This window comes from Kribbella qitaiheensis (genome assembly GCF_042657745.1).
GTDB lineage: Bacteria > Actinomycetota > Actinomycetes > Propionibacteriales > Kribbellaceae > Kribbella > Kribbella qitaiheensis.
Genome location: NZ_JBHSKE010000009.1, coordinates 123420 through 143331, shown reverse-complemented (window position 1 = coordinate 143331; position 19912 = coordinate 123420). Strand labels below are relative to the sequence as shown.

General features: G+C 68.0%; 19 protein-coding genes. 12 read left to right on the top strand and 7 right to left on the bottom strand.

Translation table 11 applies throughout. The features are described 5' to 3' along the window. Positions 1–12 precede the first annotated feature (12 nt). Together ACFPJ1_RS10570 and ACFPJ1_RS10565 are read right to left on the bottom strand one after the other, a co-directional pair. Entirely contained in the window at positions 13–1035 is a 1023-nt protein-coding gene (locus tag ACFPJ1_RS10570) for a type IV toxin-antitoxin system AbiEi family antitoxin domain-containing protein (protein WP_380103328.1), read from the bottom strand. Positions 1036–1114: 79 nt separating this feature from the next. Then, positions 1115–1564 (bottom strand): HNH endonuclease, encoded by a 450-nt coding sequence (locus tag ACFPJ1_RS10565; RefSeq protein ID WP_132191947.1) that lies wholly within the window; start codon positions 1562–1564, stop codon positions 1115–1117. 145 nt (positions 1565–1709) lie between these two features. Here ACFPJ1_RS10565 and ACFPJ1_RS10560 point away from each other — a divergent pair, with 145 nt between their 5' ends. The 6 genes from ACFPJ1_RS10560 (at position 1710) to ACFPJ1_RS10535 (ending at position 6593) form a co-directional block, all read left to right on the top strand. Beyond that, entirely contained in the window at positions 1710–2117 is a 408-nt protein-coding gene (locus ACFPJ1_RS10560) for a DUF3151 domain-containing protein (protein WP_380103326.1), read from the top strand. A 42-nt stretch (positions 2118–2159) separates the two neighbouring features. After that, positions 2160–2912, top strand: coding sequence for a 2-phosphosulfolactate phosphatase (locus ACFPJ1_RS10555; RefSeq protein ID WP_380103324.1), 753 nt, complete (start codon positions 2160–2162; stop codon positions 2910–2912). A 163-nt stretch (positions 2913–3075) separates the two neighbouring features. Continuing rightward, positions 3076–4422 (top strand): MFS transporter, encoded by a 1347-nt coding sequence (locus ACFPJ1_RS10550; RefSeq protein ID WP_380103323.1) that lies wholly within the window; start codon positions 3076–3078, stop codon positions 4420–4422. A 568-nt stretch (positions 4423–4990) separates the two neighbouring features. Then, entirely contained in the window at positions 4991–5425 is a 435-nt protein-coding gene (locus ACFPJ1_RS10545; protein WP_380103322.1) for a MarR family winged helix-turn-helix transcriptional regulator, read from the top strand. A 156-nt stretch (positions 5426–5581) separates the two neighbouring features. Beyond that, positions 5582–6220, top strand: a complete 639-nt coding sequence (locus ACFPJ1_RS10540; RefSeq protein WP_380103321.1) for a DUF433 domain-containing protein — start codon at positions 5582–5584, stop codon at positions 6218–6220. Continuing rightward, positions 6198–6593, top strand: a complete 396-nt coding sequence (locus ACFPJ1_RS10535) for a PIN-like domain-containing protein (RefSeq protein ID WP_380103320.1) — start codon at positions 6198–6200, stop codon at positions 6591–6593. Before ACFPJ1_RS10540 ends, ACFPJ1_RS10535 begins: the two co-directional genes overlap by 23 nt. A 24-nt stretch (positions 6594–6617) precedes the next feature. Here the strand turns inward: ACFPJ1_RS10535 and ACFPJ1_RS10530 are convergent, their stop codons facing one another. Continuing rightward, a complete protein-coding gene (locus ACFPJ1_RS10530) occupies positions 6618–7439 on the bottom strand; it encodes an AraC family transcriptional regulator (RefSeq protein WP_380103319.1) in 822 nt (273 codons plus the stop codon). A gap of 87 nt (positions 7440–7526) precedes the next feature. Between ACFPJ1_RS10530 and ACFPJ1_RS10525 the strand changes: the two genes are divergently transcribed. Further along, entirely contained in the window at positions 7527–8012 is a 486-nt protein-coding gene (locus ACFPJ1_RS10525; protein ID WP_380103317.1) for a VOC family protein, read from the top strand. A 463-nt stretch (positions 8013–8475) separates the two neighbouring features. Then, positions 8476–9768, top strand: a complete 1293-nt coding sequence (locus ACFPJ1_RS10520) for an adenylosuccinate synthase (RefSeq protein WP_380103315.1) — start codon at positions 8476–8478, stop codon at positions 9766–9768. Positions 9769–9809: 41 nt separating this feature from the next. Here ACFPJ1_RS10520 and ACFPJ1_RS10515 read toward each other — a convergent pair whose 3' ends face one another. Next, positions 9810–11891, bottom strand: a complete 2082-nt coding sequence (locus ACFPJ1_RS10515) for a serine/threonine protein kinase (RefSeq protein ID WP_380103314.1) — start codon at positions 11889–11891, stop codon at positions 9810–9812. Positions 11892–12037: 146 nt separating this feature from the next. Between ACFPJ1_RS10515 and ACFPJ1_RS10510 the strand changes: the two genes are divergently transcribed. Beyond that, on the top strand, positions 12038–12370 hold the full coding sequence (locus ACFPJ1_RS10510) for a DUF1330 domain-containing protein (protein ID WP_380103313.1): 333 nt from the start codon (positions 12038–12040) through the stop codon (positions 12368–12370). A gap of 54 nt (positions 12371–12424) precedes the next feature. On the opposite strand, the gene ACFPJ1_RS10505 is transcribed toward ACFPJ1_RS10510, so the two are convergent. Both ACFPJ1_RS10505 and ACFPJ1_RS10500 read right to left on the bottom strand, forming a co-directional pair. After that, positions 12425–14536, bottom strand: a complete 2112-nt coding sequence (locus ACFPJ1_RS10505; protein WP_380103311.1) for a sialate O-acetylesterase — start codon at positions 14534–14536, stop codon at positions 12425–12427. 115 nt (positions 14537–14651) lie between these two features. Beyond that, on the bottom strand, positions 14652–15749 hold the full coding sequence (locus ACFPJ1_RS10500) for an SAM-dependent methyltransferase (RefSeq protein ID WP_380103310.1): 1098 nt from the start codon (positions 15747–15749) through the stop codon (positions 14652–14654). Between the two features lie 137 nt (positions 15750–15886). On the opposite strand from ACFPJ1_RS10500, the gene ACFPJ1_RS10495 reads away from it, so the two are divergent. Further along, entirely contained in the window at positions 15887–16471 is a 585-nt protein-coding gene (locus ACFPJ1_RS10495) for a DUF4232 domain-containing protein (RefSeq protein WP_380103309.1), read from the top strand. Positions 16472–16474: 3 nt separating this feature from the next. Here the strand turns inward: ACFPJ1_RS10495 and ACFPJ1_RS10490 are convergent, their stop codons facing one another. Continuing rightward, positions 16475–17176: an SDR family oxidoreductase gene (locus tag ACFPJ1_RS10490; protein WP_380103308.1), complete on the bottom strand. Its 702-nt coding sequence runs from the start codon at positions 17174–17176 to the stop codon at positions 16475–16477. A gap of 104 nt (positions 17177–17280) precedes the next feature. Here ACFPJ1_RS10490 and ACFPJ1_RS10485 point away from each other — a divergent pair, with 104 nt between their 5' ends. After that, a complete protein-coding gene (locus tag ACFPJ1_RS10485; RefSeq protein ID WP_380103307.1) occupies positions 17281–17871 on the top strand; it encodes a TetR/AcrR family transcriptional regulator in 591 nt (196 codons plus the stop codon). A 728-nt stretch (positions 17872–18599) separates the two neighbouring features. Then, positions 18600–19826: an alginate lyase family protein gene (locus ACFPJ1_RS10480; protein WP_380103305.1), complete on the top strand. Its 1227-nt coding sequence runs from the start codon at positions 18600–18602 to the stop codon at positions 19824–19826. Positions 19827–19912 lie beyond the last annotated feature (86 nt).

Here is a 19912-nt window from a genome sequence, read left to right as displayed (position 1 = left end):
CAGGCGGCGGGGTTAGGCGGGTGAAGGCTTGGAGGCGTTCGTGGGCAGGCGGGACAAGGGAAAGGACCGCACGCCGGTACGGCGGGTGGCTCGGGTGAACGCAGCACGGACCTGCGAGATCACGGCGGCGGGCTGATCCAGATCCGGCCAGGAGATCCAGCAGTACTCGAGGGGCTCGGGTGCGGCTGGTTCGCCGGGGTCGGGCGCGAAGGCTTGGGCGGCGGCGTATTCCCGCGAGTCGTCGGGGTGCGGGCTCCAGAAGGGGATGCGCGGCTCGAACTCGACCACAGTGCGCTCGTCCGGGAACCAGAGAGACGAGCCCGAGAGGTCGGTGCCGTAGTCATCGGTGGGCTCGGGCATCGGCGGTGGATCAGGCGAAGGGGCCGGGAGATCGGCCTCGTGCAGGACCAACCGAAGCCGGGACTCGGCGACTGAGGCAGAGCCCGTCCGTGCCAGAGAGGCGACCAGTCGAGCCCGCTCGGCGCCTCGCTCGAGCTGGTTCGCCGCACGCTTCAGCGAGGCCGGGGTGGCCAGGCCGGCGTAGATCGCCGCCTCCGCCAGGGCTACCACTGGGGCGAGGGCTGAGGTGGCCGACAGCTCGGCGATGGCGCGAGCGGCCGAGACCAGGCGGAGACCGTTCCAGGTGCGGACGCCCGGACCGACGGGGTCACGGACATGGCGGTGCACTCCGTTGGCGTGTCGGCCGCACCGGCCTGTCCGGGCGGTGACGTGGACGCGGCTCAGGTCGAAGCCCCAGAGCGGCAGCGCGTGGAGTGCGGCGGCCGACTGGTGGCTGGCGATCAGCCCGGATTCGCCGGACCGCAGTACCTGGTAGAGGTGGCGGAGGTGCAGCATCTCGTCGTCGACGAGAGTGAGGGTCTGGTGCGGGGCATAGGTGCCCGGCCGGATCCGGCGCCAGCCGCCGGTGTCCAGCAGGGAGTCGATGTCGGGGTCGGGGTAACCACACGCGCGGGCGTCCGCACGCGTGAACACCCCGCCGCGGATGTGGGTCATCACGCTGAGTTGTGGGTTCACACCCAAGAAGATGCAGCGATCAGACCCTCAACCCGGAGCGGACCTCAAACCTGTGGAAAGAGGGCAAGAAAAAAGCCCGTCATGTCTGTATGACGAGCTCGGCGCGGGTCGGTACCCAGGGTTGCCAGAGGAGGGGCATGTTGGCCTCGGCAGGCGTGCGATTGCCTTTCCGCTCATTGCACGAGGCATGCGCGGCGACCGCGTTGAGCCACTCTGTCCGGCCGCCCCTGGATCTGGGCTGGACGTGGTCCATCGTGTCGGCGTTGTCCAGCCCGCAATAGGCGCAGCGGAACTTGTCCCGCCTCAGCACACCGTGCTTGCTGTACTTCATCCGGCCCGCGGCGTAGCGCCAGTGAGTCACCACGTAGCGGACCAGCCGCAGCACGCGTGGCACCGGAAAAGGGCCGATGGTCCGCTCACCGTGCGCCTCTTCGACCACTGCCACCTCGCGGACCAGCATCCGGATGGCGTGCTGGATCGACACAGTGTGCAGCGGCTCGTATGACGCGTTGAGGACGATCACGCTCATCCGGTGCCTCCTTCCGGCCGTAGCTGGGAACCACGGCGGTCTCGACGCAGGGTCTCAAGCATCCGTGGCCGTCCGGTGAACGGTCAACGGATTTCGCCAGACGGTCACGTACCGGTTCGGCTGCGTGATCGGCGAAGATATGCCTATGGAATTGAACAATCTGCTGTCAGGTCCACCCGAGACACTACTCCCCGTCGATCCCGCGGCCGCGGAACTCGCCGCCGGGGCCTCCGCGGTCGACACAGCGGCCAAGTATCCGACCTCGTCGCTGGCCTGGTCCGAGCTGGCCGAGGCCGCCCTCGCTGACGGCCGCACCATCGAGGCCTACGCCTATGCCCGGACCGGCTACCACCGTGGTCTGGACCTACTCCGCCGCAACGGCTGGAAGGGTCACGGGCCGGTCCCGTGGGAGCACGAGCCGAACCGCGGCTTCCTGCGCTGCCTGGCCGTCCTGGGCAAGGCAGCGGCCATCATCGACGAGAAGGACGAGGCCGAGCGCTGCGCCACCTTCCTGCGCGACTCGTCGCCGACCGCCGCGGATGTCCTCAGCTGAAACGGTTTGGTGAGGGCTGGGCCGACGGGCGATGATCCGTCGGTGACCAGCCCTTACGCGCAGGACGGCTACCGCGTCACCTTCGACTGGAGCCCGATCGGGGCGGCTGAGGTCCGTGGCGATCTGGTCGCCGTGGTGGACGTGCTGTCGTTCACGACGGCGGTCACGGTTGCCGCCGACGTGGGGATCGAGGTGCTGCCCTACCGATGGCGTGACGACTCCGCGAGGGCCTTCGCCGAGCAGCACGAAGCCGCGCTGGCTGTCGGGCGTGGCCAAGCGGGCGACGACGGGATCAGCCTCTCGCCTGTCACGATCAGGCGGGCCGGGGTTCGGCGCTTGGTGCTGCCGTCGCCCAACGGCTCGACGATCTCCCAGCAACTCAGCGACAGCGGATCCACTGTCCTGGCGGTCTCCCTGCGCAATGCGGCGGCGGCCGCGGCACTGGTCGCCACCAAACTGGCAGAGAACCCGTCGCTGACCGTAGTGGCCATCGCTGCAGGGGAGAGGTGGAAGGACGGCTCCCTGCGCCCCGCGGTGGAAGACCTGTGGGGTGCGGGTGCGTTCTTGGCCGCACTGGCCGACAGTGGCGCCGGGCCGCTGTCCCCGGAAGCTCGAGCCGCCGCAGCGGCGTACAGGGATGTCGCGGATGAGTTGCCGACTCTGTTGCACGACTGCGCGGGCGGCCGCGAGTTGACGCAGTACGGATTCCCGGAGGACGTGGCGATCGCCGCGGAGCTGAACAGCAGCCGCCTGGTACCGATTCTGCAGGGCGGCGTGTTCAAGCCGGTAGACTGACTGAGTCACCCGAACTCGAGGTACTGCCCGGTGACATAGCCGGCAGGCGGCGTGCGTCCCCGCTTCCTGCCGCAAATGGACGGTTGTAGGCGGCAAGACGGACCGGCGAAGCAGGGCGCCCGCGGTCAGATCACCGCCCCACCGGGCAGCGGAAGGTATCACCGTGCCGGCTCTCACCGGACGGATTCGCACGCCCAAACCGCAGAGCGGCTACCGCACAGCCCTGCAGACTCCCGGAGCGTGGAAGTTCTATCTGGCCGCTGCGCCCGCTCGCATCGGCATCGCGATGACCGGTCTCGGCATCGTCTGGCTGATCCACGGAGCCACAGGCTCGTACGCCGCTGCCGGCACGGTGACGGGTGGCTTCGCCGTTGCCGAGGCCATCGGTGGTCCCCAGGTCGCCCGGCTGATCGACCGCTTCGGCCAGACCCGCATGCTGCCGCTCACGTTGCTGCTCCACACGGGTGCAGTGGCCCTCCTGATCGGCCTGGCCGTCTCCTCGGCGCCCTTGTGGATGCTGGTTGGGGCTGGAGTGCTTGCAGGTGGTTCGCTGCCGCAGATCGGAGCACAGACCGCAGCTCGTTGGTCGAATGCGCTTCGCCGCAGCCCGGTGCTGTCGTCCGCTTTCGCACTGGAGTCTCTGGGGACAGGACTCGCGTTCCTGGTCGGCCCAGCCCTTATCGGAACCATCAGCGCACTCGTCTCACCAGTAGTCGGTTCCGGGCTCGCAACCACCTTGGTCGTAGCCGGTGGGCTATCCCTCTCGCTACAACGCCGTACTGCGCCTCCGCTCGGCGCACGGGTCTCCCGGAAGCAGCGGGTGCGCCTGATGCGTCCGGGGTTCCTTGCCCTGGTTGGTACGAGCATCGGCATCGGGCTGTTCTTCGGTGCCATGCAGGTGTCGGTGACCGCTTTCGCTGTAGGCCGGGGGACAGGCGAACTGGCCGGGCCTCTCTACAGCGTGACGAGCCTGGTCAGTCTGCTGGTCGGATTCGCCTATGGTGCAAGGCGTTGGCGGCTGCCGGCTCCTACCCAGCTAGTGATTGCTCTGGGCTCGCTGTTCGTACTCTCCCTGCCGCTGTTGACCGTGGACGAACCACTCGCGCTCGGCATCGCCCTTGCGCTACCCGGCGCCGCGCTGGCGCCGTACATGGTGTTGTCGTCTGTGCTGACCGAGTCGCGCGTCGCACCCGCAGTTCTGACGCAGGCCTTCACCTGGCTCAACTCGGGCAGCGCCGCCGGGATCGCCGCGGGTGCGGCGATCACCGGCCGCGTAGTGGATGCCCACAGCCCGCACTGGGGCTTCGGGTTGGCCGTGCTCGCCACACTCGTGGCGACCGCGATGGGTGTCGTCGTCCGGAGCTCAGGACCTGCGCAGCGGCTGCCGCATGAGAACCCAACCGAGCAGGGCGAACAGGGCCATCCACACCGTGATCACCAGGCGGCCGACCACGAACGGGCCGAGGATGCCGGGCGTCAGCGGCACGAATACGTAGATGCCGAGAACTAGCGGCAGATACCGCTGCCAGCCGGACCAGACCTTGGCACGCAGTACGGCGATCCCCGCGATGATGAGGAAGACGCCGATCGCGATCGACGTCACGCCGTACCAGAGGTCGAGGGTGTCGGTGCGAGGGCTCGGGTAGAGCGAGTCCCTGGCGCTGATCGCGGCCAGTTCGACCGCGGCCAGTCCGAGCATCGCGAGCATGCTGCCTCCGACGCCGATCCGGCCGAGCCCCGAACGGCCGGCGGCGCCGGAGGTCAACAACCCCGCCAGCAGGATGGCCAGGCAGATATGTTGGACGAAGAACACCGTCTGGGCGATGGTGAAACCCGTTGCGGTGAAGGGATAGCTGTACCGGCTGTCGTCGACCGCGGCCGGATAGCCGATCAGGAAGAGTCCAGCCGCGGCACCTACCAGCCCGGCCCAGAGTCCGATGCTGCCCAGGCGTCGGGTGGTCACCGATGCTGCCGGGCGAAGTCTTGCTGTGCTGTCAGTACTCACGGTGTGTCCCCCCACATCCGCTGCGAAAAAATACTAAGGTATACCTGATATTCAGGTTTACCTTAAGGAATTCATGACGTCAACGGATCGGCCCCAAGCCGCGAACACGATCGCGATGCTGGGCCAGGCGTACAGCCTGCTCGGCTTCAAGATCGTGGACGGCGTCGTGGGCGCGGGCTACCCGCAGAAGCCGTCGCACTCGGCCGTCTTCGCCCAGATCAAGCGCGAGGGTTCCCGGCTGACGGACCTGGCCAAGGGCGCCAACATGACTCCGCAGTCGATGAGCGAGTTGGTCGCTGAGCTCGTCGAGCTCGGCTATGTCGAACGCAAGCCCGACCCCACCGATGGCCGCGCCAAGCTGATCGTCCTCACCGACCGCGGCAACGCCTGCATCGACGCCGCCCAGACCACCATCCAGAGCCTGGAAGACCAACTAACCGCCATCCTCGGCGACCGCGGCCACCGCCAGCTCCGCACCCTGCTCACCAAGCTCCTCGCCGAGGGGTGAGCTCAGAGAAAGATAGGTGGTGTTGCCCTCAGAACGCGGTGCGGACAATCGTCACATAACGTAGTTTGTCGGTGCCTGGTGCGACACTTCGTCAGGTAGGAAAGACGCGACGAAGTCCACCGGTAGGCTCGCCGATGTGCCGAAGGAGGGGAACAGATGACCGACATCTACGCGACGCCGCTCCTGACCGCACGGGAAGCCGCGCGCTACTTGAAGATGCCCGAGTCGACTCTGGACAGTTGGTTGGCAGATGCCTCCCGTGAGCCACTGGTGCACGCGGTGCATCCGGAGCGACGCGGATGGCCACGAGTTCCCTTCGTCGGAATCATCGAAGCCTACGTACTACGGACTCTCCGCGAGCTCGGCTTCTCGATGCAGGACGTACGACGTGCTGCGGACCTGGCTCGTTCAGAGTTCGATGACCCTTACGCGTTGGCGTCCGAACGGATCGCGACGGATGGGGTCAGCTTGTTCGTTCGGATAGCGGATGAGTCGGTCATCCATGCTCGTGATCGCCAGATCGCCTTCCCTGAGGTCATCTCGGAATACCTGACCTACATCAGCTGGGACGCCTCGGGGAGCCCGGCGCGGCTTCGACTGCCGCAGTATCCGTCGGAGGCCGAGGTCATCATCGACCCACGGTTCGGATGGGGAGCGCCTGTCCTTGCCAAGAGCAAGGTTCCGGTCGAAGCCCTGGTATCGCTCTGGCGAACAGGCGAGCCGATCAGCGCTGTTGCCGAAGAGTACGACCTGCCGGCGGACGTTGTGGAAAATGTCCTCCGTCAGGCAGCCTGAGTACTTCTTCGATCGCAGTCTCGGTAAGGCCTCGGCCACTCGGCTACGTGCGCGAGGTTGGACCATCCATCTCATCGCAGACTTCTACACCAACGATGCCGCAGACATCGCTGATGAGGAGTGGATCGCCGAAGGCTGCTCGCGTGGCTGGCTGCTGCTCACCAAGGACAAGAAGATTCGCTATCGCGCCAAGGAACTCAGCGCACTGGATTGCGGACATCTGTTCTGCTTGGCGGCCGGCAATCTGGGTCTGGACGACATGGCGGAGCGTTTTGTCGTGGCGGAGCAGGCAATGATCAGGGCCAGTCGGAGGTACTCCGTTGGGTTCTGGCACGTCCACGCCGAAGGCCGCATCACCAAAATGTGGCCCTGACCGAGGCAACTGCGTGGAGGGTGGTCAGCGGTAGGTGATTTGGTGTTCGGCCTGGTTTCGGGTGGCGTATTCGGCGGGGGTCAGGCCGATCTGGTCCTTGAACTCGCGGGAGAAGTGGGCCTGGTCGAAGTAGCCGAGGGCGAGGGCCAGGTCGGCCAGTTCGGCGGCTTCGCCGCGGGCGAGGAGGTCGGCGCCGTCGTGCAGGCGGTAGCGGCGCAGTACCCACTTCGGGCCGACGCCGACGTAGCGGCGGAAGAGGCGTTGCAGGGTGCGGACGGGCAGGTCGAACCGCTCGGTGACCTGGTCCACCCGGGTGATCGAACGGTCCTCGGCCATCGCCGTGATGATGACGCGGACCAGGTCGTACTGCGCGTCCGCCGCCACCAGGTGGTCCTTCAGGAACGCCTCGAACACCGCCCGGCGGCGGACGTCGTCCTCCTCGGCGAAGACCAGGTCGGCCAGCCGGTCGGCGTCGTCGAACACGTCGCGCAGCGGCAGCACCTGGTCGCGGAAGGAGCCGACGTCGATGCCGGTCACCGCGCCGAACCCGCCGGCCCAGAACTTCACCCCGAAGGCCCGGCCCCGGCCGGTCAGCTCCCGCTCGAACTTGGCCGTGAAGACGCCGTTCACGAAAGCGCCGCCCGGCTGCTCGAACGTCACGTTCACGCTCGGGTAGGGCAGCACCTCGGCAACGTACGGCTCCTGCAGGTCCCACTCGACGATCCAGTACCACTCCACGAACCGGTCGATCTCGGGTCCTGGGGTCAGCCGGCTCAGCGTGCGGTGCCGGGCCTGCTCGCGCGGGTGCAGGATGCCCCGGTCACTGTCGAACGGCTGGCTGCGCACGATCCAAACCTACGACAGCCCACCGACAGAAGCGGGCCTGTCGCGTTCTTACAAGACCCGGAAGCCGGCTCGGCGAAAACTATCGGTATGACGAACACGGTGAACCCCATCCCGCCCGGCTACCACTCGCTCACGCCGTACCTCGCGGTCTCCGACGGCCCGAAGGCGATCGAGTTCTACCGGCAGGTGTTCGGGGCAGAGGTGATCAGCAGGCAGGACATGCCCGGTGGCCGGCTGGGCCAGGCGGAGCTGAAGGTCGGCGACTCGATGCTGCAGCTCAGCAACGAGATGCCGCAGATCGGGCTGCAGGCGCCGAACGGCGAGTGGGTGCACTCGTCGCTGGTGCACTACGTGCCGGACGTGGACGCGACGTTCGCCCGGGCGATCGAGGCCGGGGCGCGGCAGGTAGAGCCGGTCCAGACGTTCATGACCGGCGACCGGTACGGCACGGTGATCGATCCGTTCGGGCACCGCTGGGCGATCCTGACGAAGGTGGAGGATGTCTCGCCGGAGGAGGCGGACCGCCGGGTGAAGGAATGGCTGGCGTCGAACCCCGAGGGTCTGGACGGGTAGACGCCGCAGGCAACCAGGCAGAGGCGTTGGGTAACCCGGGGGAGGAGGGCAACCGGGGTACTCGGCAACGAGCCGGGCGCGCAGATCATGCGCGCTTGTGAAACGGCGAGAAGCCCTTGCGGGCAAGGACTTCGGGGCGATTGGTCAGCCCGGGGGAACGAGGAAGCGGCCCGCCGGAACCGTCCCCTGCGGCAGTTTCGGCGGGCCGCTGACTAAGAGTGTGTACGCGATCACGGAAAATGGCAACCCGTCGCCGATGATTGCCGCACCAGGTGTCACGTGTTGCGCACGCGGACGGTCTTTGGCGTGGTAATGCGCAGTTCCGCTAGGCTTTGGTCGCAAGAGCCTGGATGCGTGCCGAGGTGAAGTTTCGGTGAACGTGTCCGGGCTTCACCGTTTCCAGCGTCCGGCTGCGCGCAGGCTAGGGAGCCGTCGGAGCCGACGCGTGAAGAGGAGGGCTGAGATGCCCGCAATCGTGCTCGTCGGCGCCCAGTGGGGCGATGAGGGCAAAGGCAAAGCGACCGATCTGCTCGGGAACACCGGGGCCGAGATCGACTACGTGGTGAAGTTCAACGGCGGTAACAACGCCGGCCACACGGTCGTGATCGGCGACGAGAAGTACGCGCTGCACCTGCTGCCGAGCGGAATCCTGACCCCGGGCGTGACCCCGGTGATCGGCAACGGGGTGGTGGTCGACCTCAGCGTGCTGTTCGAGGAACTCGACGCGCTGCAGGCCCGTGGTGTCGACACGTCCCGGCTCGTGGTGAGCGCCAGCGCCCACCTGATCCCGCCGTACAACCGGACTCTGGACAAGGTGGCCGAGCGGTTCCTCGGCAGCCGCAGGATCGGTACCACTGGGCGCGGCATCGGCCCGACGTACGCGGACAAGATGAACCGGATCGGCATCCGGGTCCAGGATCTGTACGACGAGAAGATCCTCGAGCAGAAGGTCACCGGCGCGCTGGAGCAGAAGAACCAGCTGCTGGTGAAGGTCTACAACCGGCGCGCGGTCGAGATCGCCGAGGTGATGGACGAGCTGCTCGGGTACGCCGATCGCCTCAAGCCGATGGTCGCCGACACCCCGCTGCTGCTGGGCCGGGCGCTGGACGCGGGCAAGACCGTGCTGATGGAGGCGGGCCAGGCGACGCTGCTGGACGTCGACCATGGCACCTATCCCTTCGTCACGTCCTCCAACGCGATCTCGGCGGGCGCTTGCACCGGGTCCGGCATCCCGCCGACCCGGATCGATCGGGTGATGGCCGTGATCAAGGCCTACACCACCCGCGTCGGCGAGGGCCCGTTCCCGACCGAACTGCTGGACGCCGACGGTGAGTGGCTGCGGCAGCAGGGCTTCGAGTTCGGTACGACGACCGGCCGCCCACGCCGCTGCGGCTGGTACGACGCGGTGATCGCCCGGTACGCCGCCCGGGTGAACGGTGTCACCGACTTCGTGCTGACCAAGCTGGACACCCTGACCGGGCGCGAGAAGATCCCGGTCTGCGTCGCGTACGAGGTGAACGGGGTGCGGCACGACGAGATGCCGATGACGCAGACCGACTTCCACCACGCGACTCCGGTCTACGAGGAGTACGACGGCTGGGACGAGGACATCACCGGCGCCCGGAGCTTCGAGGACCTGCCGAAGAACGCGCAGACCTACGTGAAGGCGGTCGAGGCGATGAGCGGCGCGCCGATCTCCGCCGTCGGCGTCGGCCCCGAGCGTTCGCAGATCGTCATCCTCGACAACCGCATCTGAGGCCGAGCAGAACCACTCGGGCCACCAAGGCCCGGGTGGTTCTAGCGGCCGAGGAAGGGAAGGTCCCGGATCACCGGGTATTCGCGGATGTCGCCGAAGCCCGGGCGGTTGGGCAGGTCCGGCGCGTGGATCGGAGCACGGGCCCAGTCGGAGCCCCCGCCGGTGGCGGCGCTGGTGAAGGCCGCGGTCGCGGCGGCCACGAGGAGAGCCGCGACGATCAGGCTCAGCCAGGCCGGCCCGATGAGGTTGCGGAGGGTGATCCGCGAGCCGCGGCGGAGCGACGTGCCGCCAGGTCCGACCCAGGCGCAGAGCAGCCCGGCGATGCCTCCCGTCGCGAAGCCCACAGCGGACAACGGCTGCCAGTCCAGCCCGTGCGTGTTCGCCGCGCTGGCCGTGAATATCCCGCCGACCACGAAGCCCACGATGACCGGCAGGATCAGGCAGAACAGCGTGATCAGGGTCGCCGCGATCAAGTGGACCGGGCTCGCGGCAGCGGCCACCAGGCCATCCGACTTGCCGCGTCCGCCACGGACCTGCCGACGCCGCATCAACGCAGTACTGCCGCGGTCGACCGTCCGGGCCAGCACGATCAACAGGGCAGTGACCAGGAACCCGAAGCCTGGGACGAGCGCCATCAGCCCAGCAAGAGCCAGCATCAGCGCGACCAGCAGCACTGAGCGAGCCGCCTGCTGTTCGGGCCGCACGACTCCGTCTGCACCCTGCGGACGCTTCGCCACCGTGCCTTGCTGCGGCGGCTGGTTGTTGTACGGACCTTGAGGCTGCGGCCGGTACTGCGGCTGCGGCTCCGGCCGATAGGGGTGCTGGTAGTTCTGCGGATAAGAAGCCTGGTACGGCGCTACGCCCTGGCCCGGGTAGTTCGTCGGCTGCAGGGGCGGCGCCGCGTACCCGGCGAAGTTGGGCGCCGTACTTGGTCCGGCAACCCCAGGACCAACCGCAGGAGCACCCTGGTAGGGCAGGGGTAGAGCCGCCGGCGCCGCAGCGGTGGGATTCGGGCTGTACGTCGCCGGGTGACTCGGCACGACGGCGCCCTTCGCCTTCTGCTGGGCTGCCACGTCGCGAAGCTTGTCCCGCAGCGGCGTGAACGCAGACAGCGGCGGGATCACCGGCGGCACCAACTGCGCCACCTCCGCCGGGTCGAGCCGGTTCGGCGCGGCTCCGGCCGAGTCTTCCGGCATCACCCGGGTCATCACCGCGGTCGGCGGGTTGATGACCACCGTCTCCGGCGACTTGGCGACCTCCTCGGTCGAGGCGTTCGGGTTCGGGATCAGGGCCTCCCGGCCCTCGGCGTACCGGTTGAGGCCAGCCATGATCTCGACCTGGGTCGGGCGGTCACGCCGATCGGGTGAGAGCGCTGCCGCGAGGAGAGGCTTCAGGCGGGGGTCTAGGCCTTCCAGGTCGGCCTCGCCGCTGCGCACGCGGTGCAGCACGATCTCGAACGGTCCCTTGCCGAAGGGACGCCGTCCGGTGGACGCGTACGCGACAGTGGCTGCCCAGCCCCACCAGTCGGCGGACTCGGACACCATCTCGCCCTCGATGAGCTCCGGCGCGAGGTAGCCCGGTGTACCGACCACCAGGCCGGTCTGGGTCAGCCGGAGGTCGTCGGCGGCCTGGGCGATGCCGAAGTCGATCATCACCGGCTTGCCGTTGAACATCATCACGTTGCCCGGCTTGAGGTCCCGGTGGATCACACCGGCCTGGTGGATCGCCTGCAGCGACTCGGCGAGGCAGCCGGCCAGCGGCAGCCAGCGGTGTGGGGTCAGCGGCCCGCGCTCGTCCACCTGCTCGTCCAGCGGCCGGCCGGGGACGAAGCGCGTCACCAAGTACGGCCGGTCGCCCTCCAGGTCGTGGTCGAGGAGGGCCGCGACCCCGGGGTGGTTCACCTTCTGCAGCGTGGTCGCCTCGCGCTGCAGGCGGGCGCGCGCGGTGGGGTCATGGGCCACGTGCGGCCGCAGTACCTTGAGCGCGACCTCTTTGTGCTCCGGGCTCTCCGCCAGGTAGACGACGCCCATGCCGCCCTGCCCGAGCCGCCTGATCAAGCGGTACGGCCCCACCCGTTCGTCCGCCTCGACTGGCGTCACAGGTTGTCCCCCTGTTGCTGACATGGCATCTACGGTACGTCGGCAGCAGTGCACCGGGCGGTTCGTCACCGAACGCGTCCGCACGACGTCTGAGGTAATCGCCGGGCCGCACGATCACCGGCAGCCTTGTCGCATCGACAGCGACAACGGCATCGACAAGGAGCCACCTCATGACCCACTACGCGATCGCCAATCTCCGCACCGTCCGGGTGGGCGCCGAGATCGTGGAGTACCTGCAGCGGATCGACGCCACCCTGGAGCCGTTCGGCGGGCACTTCATCGTGCACGGCGGCGTCCCGGAGTACGTGGAGGGTGTCTGGGAGGGCTCGCTCATCGTGATCGAGTTCCCGAGCTACGAGCACGCTCGCGGGTGGTACGACTCGCCGGAGTACCGGAAGATCCTGCCGCTGCGCACGGACAACGCCGACGGCGTCACGATGCTGCTGGAGGGTGTGGACCGTTCTCACAAGGCAACCGACGTCCTCACCGAGATCCTGAACTGACACAACTGGGCACGGCCGGTGCCTCGGGGCGGTGGGCGCCGGCCGCGCCCCGGCTCAGGTGACGGGCATGGTGAAGGCCAGCAGCCCGGTGCCGGTGGTGTTGGTGATCCAGGGCCCGGTGCCGTTGTGGCCTTGGTAGGTCAGGCTGGTCGCATCTGTTGCCGGGCCGGAGAGGGTGAGCAGTAGCTTTCCGCCCGCCTGGTAGGTCACCGACGAGACCGTGACGGCCGCATCGTCGACCCGGAAGTCCGCTGCCGCTCCCGCATCGACCGTGAGCGGATCAGCCGAGCGGAGTTGCACGCTGAGCTGCGACCCGCTTGCGGTGACACTGGCCGGGTTCGGCGGAGCCACGCCCGCCGACGGCCCGCCGTACAGGTCTCTGGCCAGTACTGCGAACGTGTGGTCGCCCATGTCGCGATAGCCGCCCAGGTACGCGTAGTGGCAGCCGTCGTGGCCGGACAGGCCGTTGGTGGAGAGCAAGGTGACACCGAGGGAGTCGCCTAGCTGCCGCTGGGCCTCGCGGAGGTTCATGGCCGTCGTGTTGCCGCAGGGGGACGTGCGGACTTGGTAGACGTAGTACCGGCTGCCGCCGGGGACTGCGCTACCGAAGTCGGCTCGCCAGTCCTGCAGGAGCGAGGTGAAGCCGGTGACGTGGACGGAGGCGTTGTCATTGTCCGACTCGCCCTGGTACCAGAGCACGCCGCGGACCTGGCTGATCACCCCAGCGGCCGTCAGCCGTTGCCGGAGCCTGCCGTAGTTGGTGTTGAGGTCGTCCGGGTTCGCGTCGTCGCGCTGGAAGAAGCTGATCGGCTGGCCACCGTGCGCTCCGTTGATGAGCGCAACCGGGACCTTGTAGGTGTCGACGATGCGCCGGCCCATCCGGACCGCCCACTGGCCGATCGAGCCCGACTGGTTGGTGACGTCGCCGGTCGCGTAGTGCCAGACCCGGTCGGCACCGGAGATCGTGCCGTCGGAGGTCGAGGTGCCGTAGCTGCGCAGGTACGGCGACTCCTCGACGTTCGCGGCGCCGTTGTACTTCGCGGCCTCCGCGTTCGACTGGCCCTGAACCACGTAGACATCTCCGGAGACGACACCTTCGCGCCGGGCCACCACCCGGTCGATCCCGGGGCCGGTGGCACGCAGTTCGAAGGTGTACTCCTGCAGGCCGGCCTTGATCCTCGGCGTGAAGCGGAAGGTGCTTGCCGAGGAGGTGAAGGTCTCGGTCCGCCCGTTGCCCGAGACTCGGAGCTGGACCCGCTTGACCTGGGGGTCGGTGATCCGGCCCGCCACCGGCACGGTCGAATCACCCTTCGCGTCCCGCGGGATCAACTGGCGGTCCTGGGGCGACTCCGTCAGCGCGACGAGCGCAGTACGGACGTAGGCGGTGAGTTTGCGTTGTGAGTAGCGGTTCGCGTTGTTGGCGAACGTCCAGTCCGGCTGGCCGCCGGGGTTCGTGCCGATGCCCAGCGACAGCACGCCGGTGTCCGACTCGGTGAACGTGTTGATCGAGAAGACCTGCTTGGCCGCGAGGTTCGACGGCCGGGTCGGGCCGATCTCCGAGACCTGGAACGAGCCGTAGCCCAGCGGCGAGGTCGGGTTGTCGTCGGCGTCGAAGGTGATCGGCGACGCGTTCGCGACCTGGGTGCTGGCGCTCTCCTGGTACTGGTTCGGCCACATCTCCAGGTAGCCGGTCTGGCCCGAGCCGTTCGTCACGCTCGGCACGTTCGACCGCACGTCGAGGTCGCCGACGCGCTGCCGGACCAGTTCACCAGGCCTGGTCGGCAGCCCGATCCGCCGCGCGTCGGTGGAGAACGGCTCCATCGCCGTCCACACCCACTGCGGACCGTCGGGTCCGTCCAGCTCGAGGCAGTAGCCGACCCGGTCGAAGTTCGAGCCGATCTCGGCGGTCCGGTCGAGGCTGTACGGCGGAGTCTTGTTCAGGTAGTTCGCCCGCTCGGGCAGGTCGAGCTGCAGCACCGGGGTGAACCCGGCCGCAGCCGAGTCACACGCGGTCGCAGCTGCACTTCCCGTGTCGGCAGCAGACGCGGTCGCTGCGGTAGCGCCGAGGGCCGCGGTGGTGATCAAGACGACGGTGACGATCGAGGCGGTACTACGCGGCGAGACCCCGGGTGACGAGGGTGCGCGGACGGGCGCGGTTCGAGGCATGGCGGACCTCCGGAGGGCGGGTGTCTCCACCATGGGTAGCGAACCGATCACCCATTGTGCGAGCTTTCTGCGCCCAGCGGTCCGATCCCTGCGCCCAGTGGTTCGCGCCTGCCCGTCAGCGGCGGCGCAGGAGCAGCCCGCGGCTGCCCGGTTTGCGGAGGTAGACACGGCCTCCGACGACCGGCTCGAACCGCGGCAGGACCAGGTCGAGCTCCTCCTCGGCCGACCAGCCCGGCGGCCACGTCCGCTCGGCGAGCTCGGCCGGATCCATCGACACGAACACCCGGTCCGTGGGGAACCGGTCGAGCAGGCCGAGGTCCTGGCCGTAGTACAGCAACTCGATCAGCAGGTACGCCGAACCCGTCAGGCGCCGGGTGGTCGTCAGTTCCTCGAAGCTGTGCGGGTGGACCCGGCTGTCGCCATGTCCTTCGACCGCTTCACGGAGGCGGGAGAGGGAGGTGGGGTTCGGCTCGGTCGCGTCGACGGAGTATCCGTCCTGCAGCAGGCGGCGGGTCAACGCGCCCTCACAAGCGCCGACCTCGATCACCCGGCCCGCCGCTGGATCGAGGTGACTCCGCACCCACGCCGCCGTCGCGTCCAGCCGCTCGTTCTCGTACTGCGAGGTGATGGACTCCCAGGGCTCCTCGGCATCGCTCGCGGTCAGCGCGAACAACCGGGCGCGTTCCTCATGGTCGGAGACGAAGAACCGCTCAACCGAGGGGACCCGCCGGGAGTTGTCGTTCTCGAGCAAGTCCGGACTGCTGGTGTTGACGAAGTCGAGCTTGGCGTCGATCAACGGCTGGTCGAGTCGCTTGTCGACATCGGTGATCCATTCGAACGAGCGGGTGTCGCCCACGGCGTGCTTGACCGGCGCCCGGACCAGCCCGGCCAGGTCGAGTCCCCAGCGGCAGCGGCGTTCCCGCAGATCAGCGGGCGAGTATGTCCAGACGGTCGCCGCGACGTCACCGGTCTCGAACGCGATCGCTTCAGCGGCCGCTTCCGACGACCACGGCTTGTCGCCCGCGCCGGTCGTCGCCAGGAGTTCGGCCAGTGGAGCCAGGCGGCCGGCGAGCGGGACGGCGGCGGGCAGCTTCAGGTAGGCGCCGCGGTCGGCGATGACCAGATGCACCTCACGGCCCTGGCGGGGATCGAGGACTGACAGGAAATCGGTTACGACATCTTCCGGACGGAGCACTGCGACGACATCGATCACCCGCTCAATCTTATGCAAACTCTCTACGAAAAGCTGTCCGACGCGTGTCGGGAACCCGCACGGCAGGGGTCCGGCCGGTGACGCGCTCAGCCTCTCGGGAGGGGTTGCATCCAGGTCTCGCATAGGTTCAAGAGGTGATGAGGCGGGGATGGCTTGGCGTGCTCGCGGTCCTGGCGGCCGCAAGTGGCTGCGGGACCGAGGCGGCGGGCAGCCCTCAACCGCGGCCGACGGTGCCCGGACCCTCGTGGGCCACCCCGATCCCCGTCCGTACTCCGAAGCCGATGCCGACACCGGCGCCGAAGAAGTGCCCGCCGTCGGGCGCGATGATCACCGTCGGCGAGGTCGAGGCCGCGCTCGGTCATCGCGCGGTGGTGCTGAAGCTGACGAACTGCCGGGCCCGCACCCTGACGCTCGACGGTTACCCCGAGGTCGCCGTACTGGATGCCAAGCGCAACAAAATGAAGATCTCCGTCGCGCACGATTCTTCGTATCTGGCAACGGATCCAGGACCCGCCAGGATCCGGCTCGGCAAAGGCGAGTCGGCCCTGGCGGCGGTGTCCTGGAGCAACACCGTGGAGGTGTACGGCGGGGCGGTCGCCGGCACCTACCTGTCCGTTGCCCGAGGCAAGGGAGCTACCCCGGTCGGGCGGCCGGTGGTCACCGACATCGGGACCACCGGCAAGGTCGAACTGACCGCCTGGTTGCTGAAGTTCGCGAACTGAGGCTCAGCGCTTGAGTTGCGGGTAGAAGTTGTTCAGGTCGTCGTGCATGCCGGCCTTGACCTGCCGGGCGGTCTCGTCGGCGAGCACCTCGAACGCGCCGGTCTCGATGCCGTCCAGGGCCGCCTTCGCGATATCGGCGGGGTTCTCCTTCGGCGCGGTGACGGCCGTGGTCATGTCGGTCTCGACGTAGCCCATGTGGAGTCCGGTGACAGTGATACCGCGATCGAGCAGTTCCAGCCGGATCCCGTTGGTCTGGGACCAGAACGCGGCCTTGGTGGCGGAGTACGCGCCGTGGGCGGAGAGCCAGGACAGCGCCGAGTGGGCGTTCAGGATGTGGCCGCCGCCGTTGGCCTCGATCACCGGGACGAAGCGCCGGGTCAGGTTCAGCGGGCCGAAGAAGTTCACCTCGAAGACGGTCCGGATGTCCGCCAGGTCGGCGTCGAGGTAGGTGTCCGGCGAACTGCCGCCGGCGTTGTTGATCAGCACGGTCACGTCGGGCGCCGCGGCGACCAGGGCCTCGATCGAGGCCTCGTCGGTGACCTCCAGGGGAAGGTTCACCACCCGGTCGTCCGTGCTCGGCCGCGGAGCGCGGGCGGTCGCGTAGACCTTCTTCACGCCGCGGGTGAGCAGGTCGTCGACGATCGCCTTGCCGATGCCGCGGTTGCCGCCGGTGACGAGCACGGTCGCGCCTTCGAGTGTGGTCATGAATGAACTCCAGAGTGCTAGGAAGTGCGGAAGGAAACCGATTGGTTTCCAGAGCGTAAACCGATCTGTTTCCTTTCGCAAGGCGAGCCGGTACGCTCGATCTCATGACGACCCAGGCGACACCCCGCGAGCGGCTGCTGGACGCGGCGGGCGAACTCTTCTACCGCGACGGCGTGCACATCGGCGTGGACGCGCTCTGCAAGGCAGCAGGGGTCTCGAAGAAGTCGATGTACCAGCTGTTCCGGTCCAAGGACGAGCTGATCGCGGAAAGCCTGGCCAGCCACGGCCCGTCGTACCAGCAGGTGCTGGAGCCCGGTCCGGAGGACGGGAACACGCCGCGGGAGCGGATCCTGGCCGTCTTCGAGCGGCAGGACGCGGCGCTGACCGACGGCGGCTTCCGCGGCTGCCCGTTCGTGAGCACCGCCGTCGAGCTGAAGAACCCCGAGCACCCGGGCAGCGTGGTCGCCCGGCACTTCAAGCAGCGGCTGACGGACTTCTTCGAGTCCGAACTGGTGGCTGCCGGCGCCGAGGACCCGCAACTGCTGGCCGTACAACTGACGATGGTGTTCGACGGCGCGAGCGCCCGAGCCGTCGTACGGGCCCAGGCGCTCGGGGGCGTCGGTGTCACGCTGGCCGCATCCGTACTGGATGCCGCCGGCATCAAAGCGCCGGAGTTAGCCGGCCAGACCCGCTAGTACGACGCCAAGAAAAACCGGCCTGGCGATCCATCGCCTGGCCTCTGCCGGGTTCCGCGACACCCGCCGGGACCTCGCGGGGACCTCGGACACCCCGCCGGGACCTCGGATACCCGTCGGGACCTCGGACACCCCGCCGGGACCTCGGACATGAAATGGCCTGTCCGCGGTACCGCCAAGCTGTCCTAGGTCTCCACAACCATCCCAACCCTGCCGCAGACCCCGCCGCAGCCGCCGGTGATCGGCAAGCTGTCAGTAGCCGAGCGCGACTGCCAGATACCAACCGCATGGTCCCCGACGGCTCCACGGTCTACAGCGACCACCTCCCTGCCGGAGATGCGACTTTGTGCACCACGTGAGTGTTCTTCCGGCCGGGATCTGCTCAAGTGGTGCACAAGGTGCCGGTTTTGGGGAGTGCCGGTGGGGACCGGTAGGGGGAGTGTCGGCTGGCGGTGGCGGTTACTTTGGGTAATGTCGGGGCGGCCATGACGACGGTTCCCAGGGTCAGGAAGTGGCGTCGCTTCATGGGACAAGACCTCACTTTGTTCCGTTGTGGATGGGACAAATCGGCAATCTGTTCCAGATCGCCCTGGTTCTTTCACAACGTGAATCTTCTGTGGCTTTGGATATTGACGTGTTCACCCTCCGTCGTCAAACTTTCGAAAAGACACTGCGGTAGTGAGGGGATCGCAGTGTCAACCGCCCCCGCGAAACCAAGGAATCCGCCCATGCGAAAGAAGGCACTCTTCCCGGCGCTCGCTGCCGTGTGCGCTGCTCTGGTCGCCGGAACCCTGAGCAGTCCAGCCGTCGCCGCACCGAAGGCCGAGGCCGGCATCGGCGTACAGGCGCCGTCGGCAGTCCAGGCCCCGGCCACGTTCACTCACCCCGGCGTCGGCGTCAGCCGGCCGCAGTTGGACTTCGTCCGCGCCAAGGTGCAGGCCGGCGCGCAGCCCTGGACCAACGCCTTCAACCAGGCCAAGAACAGCACCTATGGTTCACTCAGCCGGACCCCGAAGGCGCGTGCCGTGGTCGAGTGCGGCTCGTACTCCAACCCCGACATCGGCTGCCGCGACGAGCGCGGCGACGCCATCGCGGCGTACACGGACGCACTGATCTGGTACATCACGCGCGACGATCGCTATGCGCAGAAGGCGATCCAGTTGATGGACGCCTGGTCCGCGATGATCCAGGACCACACCAACAGCAACGCGCCGCTGCAGACCGCGTGGTCCGCGTCGTCCTGGCCGAAGGCCGCCGAGATCATCAAGCACGTCTACGGCAACTGGCCGAACCAGGCCCGCTTCGGCACCATGCTGCGCAACGTGTACCTGCCGGAGATCATCAACGGCTCGAACTCCAACGGCAACTGGGAGTTGAGCATGACCGAGGCCATCCAGGGCATCGGCGTGTACCTCGAGGACCGGACGGTCTACGACAAGGCAATCGCGCTGTACCGCGTCCGCGTGCCCGCCTTCGTCTATCTGGAGTCGGACGGCGCGTTGCCGAAGACCAAGCCGAGCCAGAACCTCAACACCCGCGACAAGATCGTCGCGTACTGGCAGGGCCAGGGCACGTTCGTCACCGGGCTGACCCAGGAGACCTGCCGCGACTTCGTGCACACCGGCTACGGGATCTCCGCGATCTCCCACGTGCTGGAGACGTCCCGGATCCAGGGCATCGACCTCTACCCCGAGTTCGGTGAGCGCCTCCGCCAGGCCCTGGGCTTCCAGTCCCGCTGGGAGCGCAACCTGGAGCCCGTCCCGTCCTGGCTCTGCAATGGCGCCGTCAACCGCGGCCTGGGTCCGATCACCGAGGTCGGCTACAACGCCCTCCACACCCGCCTCGGCATCGCCATGTCGAACACCCAGGCCCTGACCGAGTCCCGCCGCCCGGCGGGCACCAACGACCTCTTCGTCGCCTGGGAAACCCTCACGCACGCGGAGAACCCGAGCTGACCCTCGGTCGAGACCTGCGGCCGAAGAGCCGGAATACGGTTGACCCTCGGACGGGTCGTGCGGTTCGGCGAGCCGCGGTCCGCAGT